Origin of the sequence: Photobacterium sp. TY1-4, assembly GCF_025398175.1 — a bacterium.
GTDB lineage: Bacteria > Pseudomonadota > Gammaproteobacteria > Enterobacterales > Vibrionaceae > Photobacterium.
The window spans coordinates 1061893-1077840 of sequence record NZ_CP099734.1 but is presented as its reverse complement, the minus strand read 5'-3'; the positions used below and the strand labels follow the sequence as shown (position 1 = coordinate 1077840).

Genomic DNA, 15948 nt, shown 5'->3' with positions numbered 1-15948 from the left:
CTATCCCTCCTGAGAGAATCCCATACCGGCAGGCAGTGGCCGCGGCTCTTTGTCGAGAAAAATCAACTCGAAAAAATTTGGTTCAAAATTGCGGTACATTTCCCCCGGCAGTGGCGGCAATGGGGTATTGCGGGAAAACGGCTTAATCAGATGGGGCGTCACCACCATCATGATTTCCTTATCACTGCTGTCAAAACGGGTGGAGCGGAAAAAAGCGCCCAGAATCGGAATGTCGCCAAGACCGGGAAACCGGTCGGCGTTTTTCAGGGTATTGCGGCTGACCAGCCCGCTGATAACAAAACTTTCACCGTTCCCCAGCTGTACCGTGGTGTCGGTGCGCCTCACCGACAGCCCCGGCACCAGGATCCCGGCTGAGCTGATCCCCTGGGCGTAGTTCAGTTCACTGACCTCGGGTGCGACTTTCAGCATGATCCGATCATCCGGAACCACCGTCGGCGTCAGATTCAAGCGAACGCCGAACTCTTTGAAATCAATGCTGATGTCACCATCCCCGCTGCTGACCGGATAAGGAAACTCGCCACCGGCCAGAAACGTTGCAGTATGGCCGGACATAGTCACCAAGCTAGGCTCGGCCAGCGTATAGGCAAAGCCGTTACGACTCAGGGCACTGATGGTGCCCAGCAGTCCGTCCACCACATTACCGGCAACCAGGTTAAATGAGCCGGATCCCGGCAAAAAGTTGTTGTTGGTGAGCAGGTTGCCGTCGAAATCAGCCCCCGACAATGCACCGCTGTTGCCGATTCCGAAAAAGGAATTGCCTTGCTTGCCAAAGAAAAATCCGGCTTCCTTTAAGGCATGGCGACTGATTTCGATCACTTTGATATCGGTCTGGACCTGAATGTTGGTCGTGGCGATTGCATCGGGCATCACCGATATGCGGTGACGCACCGGCTCATCCAGGCCGGACAACCAGACCAGCAATGTTGTGACACCAGCCTGCTTGCCGGTGATCAGTAGTTCTTTGCTGCTGAGCACCTTGAGCCCGGCGATGGCCGGCTCACCAATCGCAGCCCGTACAATCCGGCTCTCCGCCCGAACGGTATGTTGCTGACCGGAGGCTAACTGATAATTGGCCGCCAGTGTCGGAAACGGCAACACAGTCAGCAGCCAAAACAAAAAAAACGTGAACGTAGCAGGGCGACGCAAGAACCAGGGGAACCAGAGGCCAACCACCCGGCGGCGCACCCACCCACCCCGCTGAAACCAACCGCCCCGCCGGAACCAAGCTGTGTGATACCACACCCCATCTCCACCGGTTTGGGACGCTATTAATTGCCGTAACACATCCTGATGTGACATACGTTTCTTCCTGTTAAAACCGGGTCTGCACTAAGGCGCGGGATTCCCCCTGATACACTTCAACACTTGGGGCAACATAGCGGTACTTCACCGGGGGCGGTTTTGCCGCAGGCACATCCACTTCCTGATAACCCCCCAGGGTTTTCAACGAGATCACATAACTATCTTCTTGCGTTTCAGGGTCGGTGCTTGGTCGCTGCGTCGCGAGTTGTCCTCCGGTGAGGTTTGAGACCTGGGTCGGTGTTGCATGCTGTGTAATGGCTGTAACGGGAGTCATGGCTGTGACGGCTTGGGTCTTCCCTGCGCTTTGCACGCTTGCCGTTTTACTCGGCACGATTGAGTCGGCCGCATCTGTCTTCAAGAGATCGGAAACCGGCGTTTCAGCGGCCACAGCCTGAACAGCAAGCGACGGATGCAGGAGTTCCTCCGGGCTGACCAGCGTCAGGCGCAACTGACCGGTACTTTCAGCCAGCAGCAACTGCGGGGTTTCGGCTTCCGGGATCGCCAGCACAATGGTCCGTGCACTGTCGCGATTCCCTTTGCCGCTTTGACTGGAGGGCTCCGCCTGACCAATGGTTTCCAGACCGACCGCCAGCACCTGAATCCGACTCAATAGCCGTCGCGCCGTACTGTGACTGCCCGACTCTTTATTCGCCCGTAGCAGATAAAGCACATCGACCCAGTCTCCGCTTTGCAGATGCCCACCCACCACGGTCAGAGCATTGGCTTGCAGCGCAATGGCCCGAAAACCCGGTTTCAGTTCATCCATTAAAGGCCGGGGGCGGGAGAACATGGTATCTCGCAGCCGGCTGCCGGCCACTACGGGCTGAATTAATCGACGGCCGTAATACGCTGCAGGATCGCGAATGTCTTTCACCAAAGGCTGAGCCACCGGCATCGGCTGAATCATCTCCGCCCGCAATACCGTACCCACCGGCAGATCGGCGGCGAAATGAGGTATCGTGACAGTCGGCGGCGCTTGCACTTGTACCGCAGCCGAAGGGGGTGACTGACTGAGACGAGCGCCGTACAGGCCGACCAAGATTGCCAGTCCAAACAACACTGCAGCAGCGATTTTTAAACTTTTTCCCTGCATACCTACCGCCTTCTTCCAATTCATCAACTTGGCTAGCAATCAATCTAGGTCTTGTTCATCGATACTACATGGTAAGCATGGCTGTCCCGGTTAACGTTTCCGGGATAGGCAAGCCCATACTGGGCAGAAACGGCGCCTGGCTGTACTGGTACGTGACCGTTACCTTACAGCACACATCATCTTCAGATGAAAGCGTTTCGTAAGTAGAAGCCTTGATCATAAACAGCTCAACATTTGATAAACTCTTGCCAAACAACATCGGCGGTTCACCGGCTATGCCTTCAATGGCAATAGCGCCATTAGATTCAATCTTGGCAAGCAGTCCACTTTCTGTACACTCCCCGCCGTAGTAACAGTTACGGTCGACAAAAGAGATGCTGCGACGCAATGCTTCTTCTGCCGTATAAGTAAATAATTGGGTTGCGACAAACATCAGGCTGTACTGGGCAATGGTATACATCAGTAGTAACACCGCCGGAGTGAGTAACACAACCTCCAACGCTGCCGCTCCGCGTTGACGACCCTGACGCTTTTTCAAACCAGCCATACCGCAATTCCCATTCCGACCAACAAGCTCGGAATAAAGGGGGCATGCACCTTGGTATCCCGAACCGCAATCAACCAATACAGCATAAATGCAATAAAGGTATAAAGCAGAATATCCAGCATCAGTGAAAAGGGCGAGATTAAAGAAATAATCAATAATATTTTCACATCAGCAGCACCAAAGACATTAAAAACAAATCCAGGAATAGATACTAACAATACTAAAGTAACAGCGAATAATGATAGTTCATGCCCTTCACCTGTTATCCCTTCCCCAATAATTAACATATAAACAGATAAAATCAAAAACAGAAAAACGGCTCTATTATCGACTTTTGATTGGGTTAAATCCAAAATGGAAAAACAAGATAACAATAAAAACATAAGGGAAATCATCAACACACCCGACTAGAATTACTTATTGTTAACCACCAGAGTTAATTGTTGAAACTGCGGAGGAAAGTTTAGTATTAACAGCACCAATCGAAGAACTCAATTGATCTGATACAGTGCTCAACAGTCCTACAACCACAGCAGCGATCAATACATACTCAATCGCTGAAGCACCTTTTTCTTCACGATACAGACGGGAACATATTTTACAGAAAGATTTTAAAATAGCGTTTGAAACATCCATGACACACCTCAACACCACATATACAAAATTACGACTTTGTCAAACTCATTCCTGAGAAATCTTCTTGCTTTTTTAAAGATTAGAACAGAGATCAATTTTGTCTAAATAAATTTATTCAAATGTCCGAACTTTTTTCACCTGCAACCAGAATGGAAGAATCAAAGACCGGGTTCCCTGGCCGGGCCTCTGCCATAACATGCTGAACAAACTGATTTTTGCCACTCTCCTTCGCCTGATACATCGCCTGATCCGCACACTTCATCACAGCCTTGGCAGAAGTCGCATCATAAGGAAAACAAGCGCCACCGATACTGGCAGAGATATGACATTCCTGATCATGGATCTTAAACACTTTGGTTAACGCGGTTTTCAGCTTCTCCGCGACGGTGGCGAGCTGCTTCATCAGAGCCTGCTTTTCCGTACCCTGCGCATGGGCTGGGGTCCAAACAACAAACTCATCCCCACCCAGACGAAACACTTCATCCTCAAGTCGCAGGCAGCAACGCATCCGCCTGGCGGCATACTTCAACAACAGGTCGCCTGCATCATGCCCCAACGTATCGTTCACCTGTTTGAAACCATCTAAGTCTATAAACAGCAAGCCAAATGGCCGGATTGTCCCCTCCGATAACACCACCGCTTTTTCCAGGGTTTGTTCCAGTGCCCGGGCATTAAACAGACCCGTCAGTTGATCCTGAAACGCAGCCTGTCTCATCGAACGTTGCATCGCAATCGAGTCCGAGACATCCCGTTGGGTACCAATCAGCCGCCCCTTATCACCAGCCAATCCGCTGGCAACCAGCTCAATCACCCGCGGTTTGCCATCCGGCGTCGCCACCAACGTCAGCTTGACCATATGCAGTTGATCCTGACCGGCCAGTTTTTTTAGCGTTTCCAGCTGATCACCATCAGATTTTTTGAGCTTGGATTTCCACTCAGACAGGGTTAACTGTTTCACCTGAGGGATTTGATAGATATGAAATAAACATGGATTCCAAAACAGTTTATTTGTTTTAAGATCCCATTCCCAAACACCAAGACCAGCCACTGAAGTCGCCATATTCAATCGCTGATTTGCCCGGGTTCGCTCCCGAAGTGTTTTTAATGTACTTCTTTGGTAATACCAGGATATAAATAAAAACAGAGACAACACAATGAATATCAATAGCGCCACTTCTAATATCGGCACCAACCACTGTTCAGTAAACATTTACCTTCCCTGCCATATGAACGCCTCATCGTGTAAGAATTGTAGCCGATAAAAACAAATCACCACGCTATAATTAATAATTCACACAATATAATATCTCTCATGTTTTAAGATCAAACACCTCCATATATAAATATCTTTATTTATTATTTCGGCGGTGAAGGATAAAGAGCCGTCCGCCGTGTTTAATGGGTCGTTGATTGCTGAACCAGAAAATCATCAGGATGTGATTTTCGAAAATCACATGCATTTTGACAGGATTATTCACACTGACAATGCGCTTATTTTGATTATAGAATTAACATCATCTCAGATTTCAGGCACAAATAACTGCTGAGCATTCAGCGTTTTTAAAATGCGGCAGATCGCTCTGGGTATGGCGGATGTACTTCGCCCTTCGGGCCGTTGCCTGAAATCGCCTTCGGCTGGCAACGTTGTCTTGCTTCGCTCGGCTGAACCCAACTCTAGGGTTCGCACCCTATCTCTTTCTTTGCCAAGCAATCGATGTAAAAAAGCCAGCAATTAAGCTGGCTTTTTCAATGTGGCGGAGCGCTTCGGGTATAGGGGGATTTTCAAATTCCGGACCTCTGTCCCATTGGCTAAAACGAAAAAGCCCTGTCTAACGACAGGGCTTTTCGAATGTGGCGGAGAGATAGGGATTTGAACCCTAGATACGCTATAAACGTATGCCGGTTTTCAAGACCGGTGCTTTCAACCACTCAGCCATCTCTCCGAAATATGGCGGTGAGGGAGGGATTCGAACCCTCGATACGTTGCCGTATACACACTTTCCAGGCGTGCTCCTTCAGCCACTCGGACACCTCACCAAATTGTTGCTGGACGCTTTGCGTCTTAACGGCGGCTAATTTAATGGCTTAGCGCACCAGGGTCAAGCGCTTTTCTTGAAAATCGCCACGAGTGTTGAGGAATAGTGCAAATTGCCTATGATACAGTCCAATCGCTTGTTTTTATTCACTGCTACACTTCAACACAGCACTGCTGCTGCACCACAACCAGGAATCCACCATGATCAAATGGGCTTCATTGATACCGTTTTTGTTGCTTCTTCTGTCTTCTTTTCCGGGCCTTGCCGACTCCGAAGAAGCGAAGAATCGTCTGCAGCAGCTGACGCAGCAAATTGACGCGTTGGAGAAGCAGGATAATACCCCGGAAGTCATCAAAGCGCTGGACACCCTGACCCAAGCCAAACGCCAACTGGAAAAAACGGCCGAGTTCAAACGTCAGACCCAGCAATACCGTGATTTAATCACCAATTTCGATCAACAGACCCAGGCACTCGAAGAGCAGATCAACGCCTTTTCTGCCACCCAATTTCCGGACTTTGACACGTGGGATCAGGAGCAGCTGACTCTGGAGGTTGCCGAGCAGGATAGTCGCCTGGAGCAACTGGAGCAAAGCCGGAACGATGACAAGAATGATCTCCAGGCCATTGAACAGGGCATTGATGACTTCTCCTATCAGTCGGAACTGCTGCGCGAAAAGATCAAACGAACCGAAAAGCAACTTAAACATGAACGCCAGCAAGAAGCGGCACCGGAGCTAGTGCTGCCACTGGAAATCGCACACGAATACTATGTCAGCCAACTCTATGCTCTCGAAGCCAAACAGCTCAGTGCCGGGAACCGACGTACCCTGGCCAAGCAACGGATCCAACTGAGCAACGCTGAAATCGAAGCCCGTCAGGCGTACCGCAATAATCTGGAACGCCGGCTCACCCGCCTGCAACGCGCAGAGATCGATGAACAAACCGAGGAGCAGGAACCACCTCAGCCCGAATCAGAGCCCCTCCCCCAGGCTTTGCAGACACGACAAGCGCAAAACGAACGCTACGGCAAAGCCCTGGAAACGCTGGTCAACGAAATTGACCAGGTCCGGCAACAACAACAAACCGCCGCCGAGCAGGAAGAAGTGGTCAATCAAACGGCATCAGATCTCGAAGCCATGGCGGAATGGCTGAAGTTAAGCCCGGCTTTCAGTGAGAACCTGCGGTCGCGGATCAACCGACTGCCGGACAATCCCCCCATCGAAACGCTGGATCGTGATATCGCCCGCAACCAAATTCAGAAGTATGAATACCGCCAACAGCTGGACCTGCTCAACAACGAAATCACCCGGCCAAGGTCCGGCAGCCTGACCCCGGCGCAGCAGCAACAAGCCCAAAGCTTGCTGGAGAGCAACATCGCGCTGCTGGAGCAACTGCTCAACACCTCAGACACCCTGATCTATCAACAAGCGACCCTCAAAGTCGCCTATGAAAACCTCAATACCAATTTAAACGAGCTCAAAGCACAAGCCATTAAGCGCCTGTTCTGGGCACCGGATACCAACCCGCTCAGCCTGAATGTGATCATTGGGACCTGGGAAAAATTGAAGTGGTTCTTTTCGCCGTTCCAGTGGGTGAATTTATTGAAGATCCCGACAACCGTCGACAAGGCCACCCAGATTTTTGTCTTCACAACAATCGTCATACTACTTCTGGGCTTAAGCCGGTTCAGAAAGCGCTGGAAGAAATATCTGAAGGCCACCAGCCAAAAGATCGGCAAAGTCACCCAGGATAAATTCCGCTTCAGCATTTATAACGTCTGCATTGCATTCCTGCTGGCCTGGCCGTTCCCGTTTGCGGTCGGTTTATTGGGCTATTTACTCAGCGACGCCTGGCAATATCCCTTCATCCATCACCTCGGCCAGGCGCTCTCGATTCCGGCCTCACTGGCGGTGTACTGCTTTATGCGGGAGTTAGTTCGGGATGAAGGGATCTTCATCAGCCACTTCGACTGGGATCAAGCGCTGGTCCAACGCTGTTTTGCCCATTATCGCCGGTTAATTTGGATCTACCTCCCGCTGGCGATTGTGCAAAACTTTGCCAACCTGTACAGCGACATTGATGTCAATGCAACGCTGGGACGACTGGCGTTTCTGATCAGCAACCTGGCGGTCAGCTTTTTCCTCTGGCGCCTGTATCATGAAAAAATCCCCATGACCTATCGTGATTTGCCCGCCGGAAAAGCGCATATTGGCCACAACCTGTTCTGGTGGACGTTGATCCTGATCCCACAGGTGCTCAACTACACTGCCCTCAGCGGCTACCTGACTTCTTCGCAATCGGTGATGACCAAGTTGGAAATCTCCGCGGTGATGGGGGTCATTACCCTACTGGTGTATTACCTGATCAAGCGGCTGATGCTGATCCAGAAAAGGCGACTGGCCTTTGAACGGGCCAAGGCCAAGCGCCAGGAAATTCTGGCACAACGGCTGGCAGAAGTGCAGGGAGACAAAGAAGAAAGCTTTACCAGCAGCGAAATGCACATTGAGATCGAAGAGCCGGAAATCGATCTGGAAAGAATCAGCGCCCAGTCGTTGCGGTTGCTGCGCTCACTGCTGTTGCTGATCTATCTGACCATGGTCGCCGTGGTCTGGTCCGATTTTTATCAGGCAATCACCTTCCTGGAAGACATCACCCTGTGGGATGTTTCAACCACGATCGACGGAATTGATGAACTCAGCGCGATTTCGCTCAAAAGTGTCCTGCTTGCCGGCCTGGCCTTCTGGCTCACGGCCATCATTACCCGGGACTTACCGGGGGCCATGGAGCTGTTGATCCTGCAGCATCTGGATCTCTCCCCGGGGACCGGTTATGCCATCACTTCCCTCACCCGTTACACCGCCATTTTCCTCGGGATCATCATCGGCTCCGGGCTGATCGGCTTTGACTGGTCAAAAATGCAATGGCTAATCGCGGCGCTCGGGGTCGGTTTAGGCTTTGGCTTGCAGGAAATTTTCGCCAACTTTATTTCCGGCCTGATCATCCTGTTTGAAAAGCCCATCCGGATTGGGGATACCGTGACGATCCGCGAACTGACAGGGGTGATCGCCAAAATCAAGACGCGGGCCACCACAATTGTGGATTGGGATCGCAAAGAGGTGATCGTCCCGAACAAGGCGTTTGTAACCGAGCAGTTTATCAACTGGTCACTGTCCGATCCCATCACCCGCGTGACGCTGGTGATCAGCGTCAAATACCTGGATGATACGGAGTTAGTCACCCAACTGCTGTTCGAAGCCGCGGAGGAGTGTGAGCTGGTGCTGGACAACCCGGCTCCGGAAGTCTTCTTTCTCAGCCTGAGTGCCGATAGCCAGAACTACGAAGTGCGCGCCTATGCCGCCGAAACCGCCCACCGGCTGGTTCTGACCCATGACATGCACAGCCGCATTAAACGAAAATTCATCGAGCACAACATCACGATTGCTTCGCCGCAACTGGAAGTCACGGTCAAAAACAGGCAAGGCCACCCGGGCGGCAAATAAAAACAGCCCCGCCCAGGGAAGGACATAAAGGGCATAGGCGAGTGAGCCAGCGTCGAGTCGATTGGGGCTGAGCTTTGTGAATCGTGACGAAAACACCACAAACAACTATACCACTGACAATACATTACATTTATTTAACATACGGGTGGTCTCCATCGAAACTTTGAGGCATTGTAAAAGTTGAAGTGAAAGACTCATGCGGCATCGCTCCGCGTTGATGTGCTTTTCATGGGCAGATTATTTCAGGGAGTCGAAGTATGAAGTTTAGCCACAAGATAGTGTCCGCATCATCCGCGCTGCTTTTATCAGCCATTGGTTTGTTGAGCTTTAGTCAGTACGTCACGATTGGAGAAGAGGTACAAAGCCAAATCAGTGAGTCAGTCACGGATGCGCTGCAGGGTGTGAGTCGCACCGTTTATACCGAGATGCATGAGCATGAAGCTTTAGCCAGGTACGTGACCTCTTTGGCCGAAAAAAATATCGATCATTCCGCCATCACCGATGTAATTCAAAACGCAAGTTTGCATGACACCTTTCAGTTGGTTGGCGGCGGATTAGAAACTGACGGTAAGCCTATTGCCGGTGTGGCTAGCTGGAATCCCGGTGAAAACTGGGATGCCAGGAAACGCCCCTGGTACATCGATACAAAAACTCAGAACACGCTCATTGTGACCGACCCGTATGCAGACTCCGCTACGAAAGAAATGCTCATTTCCATTGCAACACCGCTCCATGATCAGGGTCAGTTCAAAGGCGCTTTGTTCTTCGATATGAGCCTCAAAGGTTTATCCGATCTTGTTAATGACGTTCGCCTGGATTCCGGTTATCTGTTCATCGTCACCCGTGATAATGTCGTCCTGGCGCACCCGGACAGAACGCTGAACGGCAAGTTCATGAGAGAGTTCTTACCAAACATTTCGCTCCAACCGGGTGTCGAGCAGGTTGCCGAGCTCAATAGCGGTGAATCGCGGATCATCACGTTCGAGAAGGTCAACGGCTATGATTGGTATATCGGGGCTGTGATTGACGGGGAGATGGCATTCAGTAGCGTGACCACCCTTCGCAACAAGGCTGTCATTTTCAGCCTCATCGCCGTTGTCGTTGCGACGGCACTGCTGTCTTTCTTCATCTCAAAGCTGATGGCGCCACTGGACAAGCTCAATACCGGGATGGGAAATGTCGCCTCGGGCCATGGTGACCTGACGCAACGTCTGGATACGGACGTGGATGATGAATTTGCAACGTTATCGAACAGCTTCAACCAGTTCACCGGATCGCTCCAGGAGAAGATCAAGCACCTCAAAATGCTGGCTAAGGACATCCACCAAGGCGCTGACCATGTCAGCCAAGGCGCTTCAGCGACTGCCGAGGCAATGGCCATGCAGCTCAGCGAGCTCGAGCAGCTCGCCACAGCGATGCACGAAATGTCGACGACATCCGGCGATGTCGCCGGGAATGCACAAGAAGCTGCCAGCGCTGCAGATCAAGCTGAAACGGCAGCGCAAACGGGGACTGATCTTGTTTCTGACACCAGGGTAAGCATTGTCGCGTTATCTGAAAAAATTAACCAAGCGGGTATCGAAGTCAAAGAACTGGAGACATCGACGAATAACATCGACAAAGTCCTGCAAGTGATTAATGACATTGCTGAGCAAACCAACCTGCTGGCCCTGAATGCTGCGATTGAAGCCGCGAGAGCCGGTGAACATGGTCGAGGTTTTGCGGTGGTCGCCGATGAAGTTCGCTCTCTGGCAAGCAGGACACAAGACTCAACCACAGAAATACAAAGTATCATTGAGCAGCTTCAGTCCCGCGCACGCGCAGTGGTCAAAGTGATGGACGAAAGCCAGGCATCCTCAACGAGCACCGTTGAAAATGCACAGAAACTCGAACAGACGCTTCATGAGATTTATGAAAAGATTCAACACATTAATCTGATGAACCTGCAGATTTCTTCTGCGGCTGAAGAGCAAAGCCTGGTGGCTGAAGAAATTAATACCAACACCCTGAAAATCAAAGCGCTGAGCGAGAAAGTCTCGAACGATGCGCAAGCGTCTAATCAAGCAACGGAGAGGCAGGTTCACAGCGTTCGGCAGCAAACTGAAGTATTAGAAACATTTACAGTCTGACAGAAACCATCACGGTACAGCCTCATCTTTTGATGGGGCTTTTTCGATGTACCACAATAGATTATACCAATCGCAGTCAATAAGGGGTCATCCTAGCTTGTTCAAATGCTCGATAACTGCGTTAGAATTTTTGATTGTAGAATAACTACTGATTTAAAAACTCAGCCTTGTTCTCAACCATTTTTCCTGCGCTATTTCTGCTTACTTACTTTGATTGGTATTACTGATGGCTATTCAGGGGGAGCAGGGGACACTGCCCACCTCATCGCTGTAAAATGACAACGATAAAGTGGGCTATAACAGTTTTTATGGCATAAATATCAGCTTATCGTGCCCGTCACACCCGGGACACGAAACGCGCGACGGCAGATGTCCAGAAACACGCCGTAAACCACACCCAGCAGGCCGGAGACAAAAGCATTACTGGTCACCGCAGTCACAATCTGATCGACATCGGCCCCGACCACCCACAAGATACCGGCGTAGACCGGTGACTGGAACAGGACATAAGCAACCATATCAGACAGCCCTTTCATCCAGCTGCTCGGCGACAGTCGGTAACCGCTGCGCAAGATATAATCACGAAACACGCCATAGGGCCAGGCAATGGCGATATTAACCGGAATTGATAACGTTCGCGAAGCCAGGGATTGCTCAAACGTCATCCCTGAGATGAATATTTCGATCATCATGCCGGTGAAAAAACTAAACACAACCATGGCAAATGTATCTGCTGCTGCATTACGCACACAAAATTGACCTTTCACCGACATATCGCAAATCCCCATAATATAAAATAAGGCCAAAAAACCAGTTAATCATTAAATCAACTGGATTAAACCGATAAAACCAGTTGATTTGTGTATTAGAACAGGTTTCTATCAAAATTAATCACCAAATTTTTAATTTGGTAGTTAATTTACAACCAAATTTTGCACTGATGTTGAGATAATTCACCACGATTGCGGTACTGCCGTGCTGCAACGGATGTTGAGACAGCTCACATTTTCAGTTTTCATGGCAAATACAACCATGCATCGAGCAGTTATCCGGTCATTTTAACCAGCTTCAACCCGACTAAACCCCAATGGCTAAAAATTTACACCGATGACAGATACAAATTGAGACGAGTATAAACATAAAATCATAAATTACTGTTTTATATAAGAAATACAATCTCAAGAATATTCGAAGAAATGAGAAAAATTTTTCACAACAACTTAAGCAATGACAATAAGTTCAGCCAACGGTCAGATAGATGAGTTTTACAAGGACTCAGCAGCATTTGATGGCCTAAAATCATTTGAAACAAATAATTCAGGGGTAAAGTGGGATTTCATGATACTTTTGACTTGAGTGTCGTCTGACGTCAAAAATGGAATGGGCAGCGCCTGGCCCAAATGAATGAAATTTTCTTACAAGCCATTTTGACCTAACCGCTCAGTCGTGGGGACATGGCCTGAGGGTCGCCTTCCCGGAAGCCATACGACTCCCGGCCAAGCTCACAGTCTCAGGCTGAAGGTCGGTTCTACTTTCCAACGCCAAGATGAGACACAACCCCGGGCTCTGCTGCTTGAGCCACCAGCGCAACCGGTGATTGAGATGGTCGATCTTTTCTGTTGATACGCAGTGCCAACATGCATGGCGTCAATATCAGCGTGAGTAATGTGGCGAAGCTGAGTCCCCCGACCACAGCCGACGCCAACTGCACCCAAAGCTTCGAGACGGGTGCTCCGAACTCGATATTGCGATGAAAGAAGTCGAGGTTCATCTCCAGCACCATTGGCATCAAGCCTAATATCGTCGTCATTGTCGTCATCAGTACCGGGCGTAGGCGCTGAGCCCCGGTTCGTAAAATCGCTTCCATCGGTGCAACCCCTGCCCGACACAAGCTATTAAAGGTATCGATAAGAACGATATTGTTGTTCACGACAATGCCAGCCAAAGAAATAGCCCCCAAGCCGCCCATCACAACACCAAAGGCTTGTTGCGTCACGAGTAATCCCAGGAAGACGCCAACCGTTGAAAAGAGCACCGCGCTGAGGATCAAGAAAGCCTGGTAAAAGGAATTAAACTGAGTGATCAGAATCAGAGTCATGACAGCCAGGGCCACGGCAAAAGCCTGCAGCAGAAAGATCTCAGACTCTTCTTGCTCTTCATTCTCACCTCGAAGCGTGAGTTCGACTCTGGGATCCAAGCCTAATGCCGTAATTCTCGCCATCATATCGGGCAAGACATCATTCAGGCGATAACCCGGCGCTAAGTCCGCTGCTAACGTGATCACCCGCCGGCTATCGACCTTATTGATCACCCCCTGTTTGCGGGTTGCTTTCAGCTCGGTGAAATTACTCATCGGTACCTGACCGTTCGATGTTTTCAACCTGAGTTGCTGCAAGCTGTCTATATGACGGTACGCTTCAGGAAAACGAACTTTAATCTCAATCTCGTCATCACTCTCATCAGGTCGATAACTGCCAATCTCGAGTCCTGTCGTCACAAGCTGTACACTTTCCCCCACCAAGGTCGTATCAGCACCAAAGCGTGCAGCTTTCTCCCGGTTGACCTCGATCTGCCATTCCATCCCCGGTTTATTGTGATTATCACTGACATTGGTCAATGCCGGATGCTGCTCAAACGCTGCTCTGACTTTTGCTAGCGCCTGTTGCAACAACGCTGAATCACGTGAACTGATCTCATACTGTACCGCTTTACCTGATGCTGGGCCGCTGTCATCCTGACGTACTTCCAATTCGATCCCCGCCAGGTGATCAGTCCGTTGTAAAACCTCGGCAATGAGCTCATCCACATGACGACGCCCCTGCCAGTCCGTCAGATTACCCCGGATATAGCCAACCTCATCTTCACCTCCCGTCTTGGCATAGAGCGTTTGCACCCCTTCCATCCCCAGTAACTGCATCTCGACTTCTTTCATCACGGCATCTTTTTCCAAGATGGAAAGATTACCCTGCGAACGCACGGTAATCTCAAAGGATCCGGTGTCGATATCCGGGAAAAACTCGAGCCCCTTGCCAAACACACCATAGCCGGCCAAGACCACAACGGAGAAAACCAAGGCCGTCACAAGGCTGAACCAGGGACGGTGGATAGCACGCTTCAGAGCGCGAACATATAAGCCGGTCAACCCTTTCAGCTTGGTCATCTCTCCTTGCTCTGCTTCGATAAACTGGGCTTTCGATACCGGTGTGACGGGTCTCGGCTTGCCGAACAAAGTCCCGAGGGTGGGAACGAAAATCAAGGCCATCACCAAAGAGGCGCTGAGGGTAAATATCAGCGTGAGCGGCAGGTACTTCATATACTCGCCCATCATGCCGGGCCAAAAAAGCAAAGGCGCAAACGCTGCTAATGTCGTGGCGGTAGAGACAATAATCGGCCATGCCATCCGGTTGGCTGCGAGCTGATAAGCTGCTTTTCTGTGCATCCCTTCACTCATCTCCCGATCGGCAAACTCAGTCACAACTATCGCGCCGTCAACCAACATCCCAACGGCCATGATCAACCCAAAAAGCACCACCGTATTCATGGTCATGCCACAGGCTGACAGCACCCATATCCCGGTTAAAAAAGACCCAGGAATCGCAATGCCCACCAAGGCAGCACTGCGGATCCCTAAAATCGCGATAATCACGATCACCACCAGTACCACAGCCGAAGCGACATTATTCTGGAGATCGGTCAACATGTCCTTAATCTCTTCTGAGGCATCCCCCGTCAGATCCACCTGCACGTTGACAGGCCACATGGTTGCCGCTTCGGTCACGATATCACGCACTTTATTGACCGTCTCAATCGCATTTTCTCCCGCTCGCTTTTTCACCTCTAACGTAATGGCAGGTTTGCCATTTAACCGGGTAAATGAAGTGGGATCCGTAAAGGTACGGCGTATCTGCGCGATATCCCCCAAGGTGATCACTCGGTCGCCATCGACCTTCACCGGCAATGTCAGGATATCGGTCATGCTCTCAAACACCGAAGGCACTTTGATTGGGAAGCGCCCTTTACCGTTATCCATGACCCCGGCAGCAACCAGACGGTTACTGCGCGACAACAAGGTAAAGATAGACTCTGGCTCAAGGCCGTAACTTTCCATCAGCAGCGGGTTCACGGAAACTTCGACGACTTCATCCCGGTCACCGCCAATTTCAACCTCCAAAACCTCTTTCAGGTTTTGCAGTTTGTCCCGAAGCTGCCGTGCCAGCAGGATCAACGCTCGCTCAGGTGCAGCGCCGGACAAGACGATCGTCACGACCGGATCCCAGGCCGCCAGAGTAATTTCGTGAACCATGGGATCTTCAGTCCCTGCAGGAAGCTTTGCTTTCGCTAAATCGACCTTATCGCGAACATCGGCGAGCGCTTGTTTCTGATCGATATCTAACTGAAACTCAAGGGAGAGCGAGGCATACCCTTCAGCCGCAATGCCCCGCATCTCCTTCAGTCCATCGAGTCCCTGGAGCGCTTGTTCCATCGGACGTAACAGCATTCTCTCTGCATCTTCTGGCGAAATACCGTCATGCTCTATTTCAACAGAGACATAGGGAATCGGGATATCCGGATCAGATTCTTTTGGGATTGAGAAATAACTGAACGAACCCACAGTCAACAGCAGCAGGAGTAAAACAACCGTTGTTCGGCTTCTGGATAATGCGGCATCAATCACGCGGACCAT

At 50.5% G+C, this 15948-nt stretch carries 10 protein-coding genes and 2 tRNA genes; 2 read left to right on the top strand and 10 right to left on the bottom strand.

Annotation, left to right across the window (positions count from 1 at the left end; all coding sequences use genetic code 11):
* The 8 genes from NH461_RS05255 to NH461_RS05220 form a co-directional block, all read right to left on the bottom strand.
* Entirely contained in the window at positions 1 to 1263 is a 1263-nt protein-coding gene (locus NH461_RS05255; RefSeq protein ID WP_261602201.1) for a type II and III secretion system protein family protein, read from the bottom strand.
* A gap of 70 nt (positions 1264 to 1333) precedes the next feature.
* The gene (gene cpaB, locus NH461_RS05250) at positions 1334 to 2416 is read right to left on the bottom strand and encodes a Flp pilus assembly protein CpaB (protein ID WP_261602200.1); all 1083 of its coding nucleotides are present in this window, start codon (positions 2414 to 2416) and stop codon (positions 1334 to 1336) included.
* A 64-nt stretch (positions 2417 to 2480) separates the two neighbouring features.
* A complete protein-coding gene (locus NH461_RS05245) occupies positions 2481 to 2963 on the bottom strand; it encodes a TadE family protein (protein ID WP_261602199.1) in 483 nt (160 codons plus the stop codon).
* The gene (locus tag NH461_RS05240; RefSeq protein WP_261602198.1) at positions 2951 to 3346 is read right to left on the bottom strand and encodes a prepilin peptidase; all 396 of its coding nucleotides are present in this window, start codon (positions 3344 to 3346) and stop codon (positions 2951 to 2953) included. Before NH461_RS05240 ends, NH461_RS05245 begins: the two co-directional genes overlap by 13 nt.
* Before the next feature lie 40 nt (positions 3347 to 3386).
* Complete coding sequence (locus tag NH461_RS05235) at positions 3387 to 3599, bottom strand: Flp family type IVb pilin (protein WP_261602197.1); 213 nt, start codon at positions 3597 to 3599, stop codon at positions 3387 to 3389.
* Between the two features lie 115 nt (positions 3600 to 3714).
* The gene (locus tag NH461_RS05230) at positions 3715 to 4557 is read right to left on the bottom strand and encodes a GGDEF domain-containing protein (RefSeq protein WP_261602196.1); all 843 of its coding nucleotides are present in this window, start codon (positions 4555 to 4557) and stop codon (positions 3715 to 3717) included.
* A gap of 894 nt (positions 4558 to 5451) precedes the next feature.
* A tRNA-Ser gene (locus NH461_RS05225) sits at positions 5452 to 5542 on the bottom strand.
* A gap of 6 nt (positions 5543 to 5548) precedes the next feature.
* Positions 5549 to 5636: transfer RNA gene (locus NH461_RS05220), tRNA-Ser, on the bottom strand.
* Positions 5637 to 5835: 199 nt separating this feature from the next.
* On the opposite strand from NH461_RS05220, the gene mscM reads away from it, so the two are divergent.
* Both mscM and NH461_RS05210 read left to right on the top strand, forming a co-directional pair.
* Positions 5836 to 9135, top strand: coding sequence for a miniconductance mechanosensitive channel MscM (gene mscM, locus NH461_RS05215; protein ID WP_261602195.1), 3300 nt, complete (start codon positions 5836 to 5838; stop codon positions 9133 to 9135).
* Positions 9136 to 9392: 257 nt separating this feature from the next.
* On the top strand, positions 9393 to 11264 hold the full coding sequence (locus NH461_RS05210) for a methyl-accepting chemotaxis protein (RefSeq protein WP_261602194.1): 1872 nt from the start codon (positions 9393 to 9395) through the stop codon (positions 11262 to 11264).
* 320 nt (positions 11265 to 11584) lie between these two features.
* Here NH461_RS05210 and NH461_RS05205 read toward each other — a convergent pair whose 3' ends face one another.
* Entirely contained in the window at positions 11585 to 12037 is a 453-nt protein-coding gene (locus NH461_RS05205; protein WP_261602193.1) for an L-alanine exporter AlaE, read from the bottom strand.
* A gap of 755 nt (positions 12038 to 12792) precedes the next feature.
* On the bottom strand, positions 12793 to 15948 hold the full coding sequence (locus NH461_RS05200) for an efflux RND transporter permease subunit (protein ID WP_261602192.1): 3156 nt from the start codon (positions 15946 to 15948) through the stop codon (positions 12793 to 12795).

Excerpts from the sequence above, each read along its gene's own strand:
- NH461_RS05205 (WP_261602193.1), bottom strand. The coding sequence starts at position 12,037 with ATGTCGGTGAAAGGTCAATTTTGTGTGCGTAATGCAGCAGCAGATACA.
- NH461_RS05240 (WP_261602198.1), bottom strand. The coding sequence starts at position 3,346 with ATGTTTTTATTGTTATCTTGTTTTTCCATTTTGGATTTAACCCAATCA.
- mscM (WP_261602195.1), top strand. The coding sequence starts at position 5,836 with ATGATCAAATGGGCTTCATTGATACCGTTTTTGTTGCTTCTTCTGTCT.
- cpaB (WP_261602200.1), bottom strand. The coding sequence starts at position 2,416 with ATGCAGGGAAAAAGTTTAAAAATCGCTGCTGCAGTGTTGTTTGGACTG.
- NH461_RS05200 (WP_261602192.1), bottom strand. The coding sequence starts at position 15,948 with ATGGTCCGCGTGATTGATGCCGCATTATCCAGAAGCCGAACAACGGTT.
- NH461_RS05245 (WP_261602199.1), bottom strand. The coding sequence starts at position 2,963 with ATGGCTGGTTTGAAAAAGCGTCAGGGTCGTCAACGCGGAGCGGCAGCG.
- NH461_RS05210 (WP_261602194.1), top strand. The coding sequence starts at position 9,393 with ATGAAGTTTAGCCACAAGATAGTGTCCGCATCATCCGCGCTGCTTTTA.
- NH461_RS05235 (WP_261602197.1), bottom strand. The coding sequence starts at position 3,599 with ATGGATGTTTCAAACGCTATTTTAAAATCTTTCTGTAAAATATGTTCC.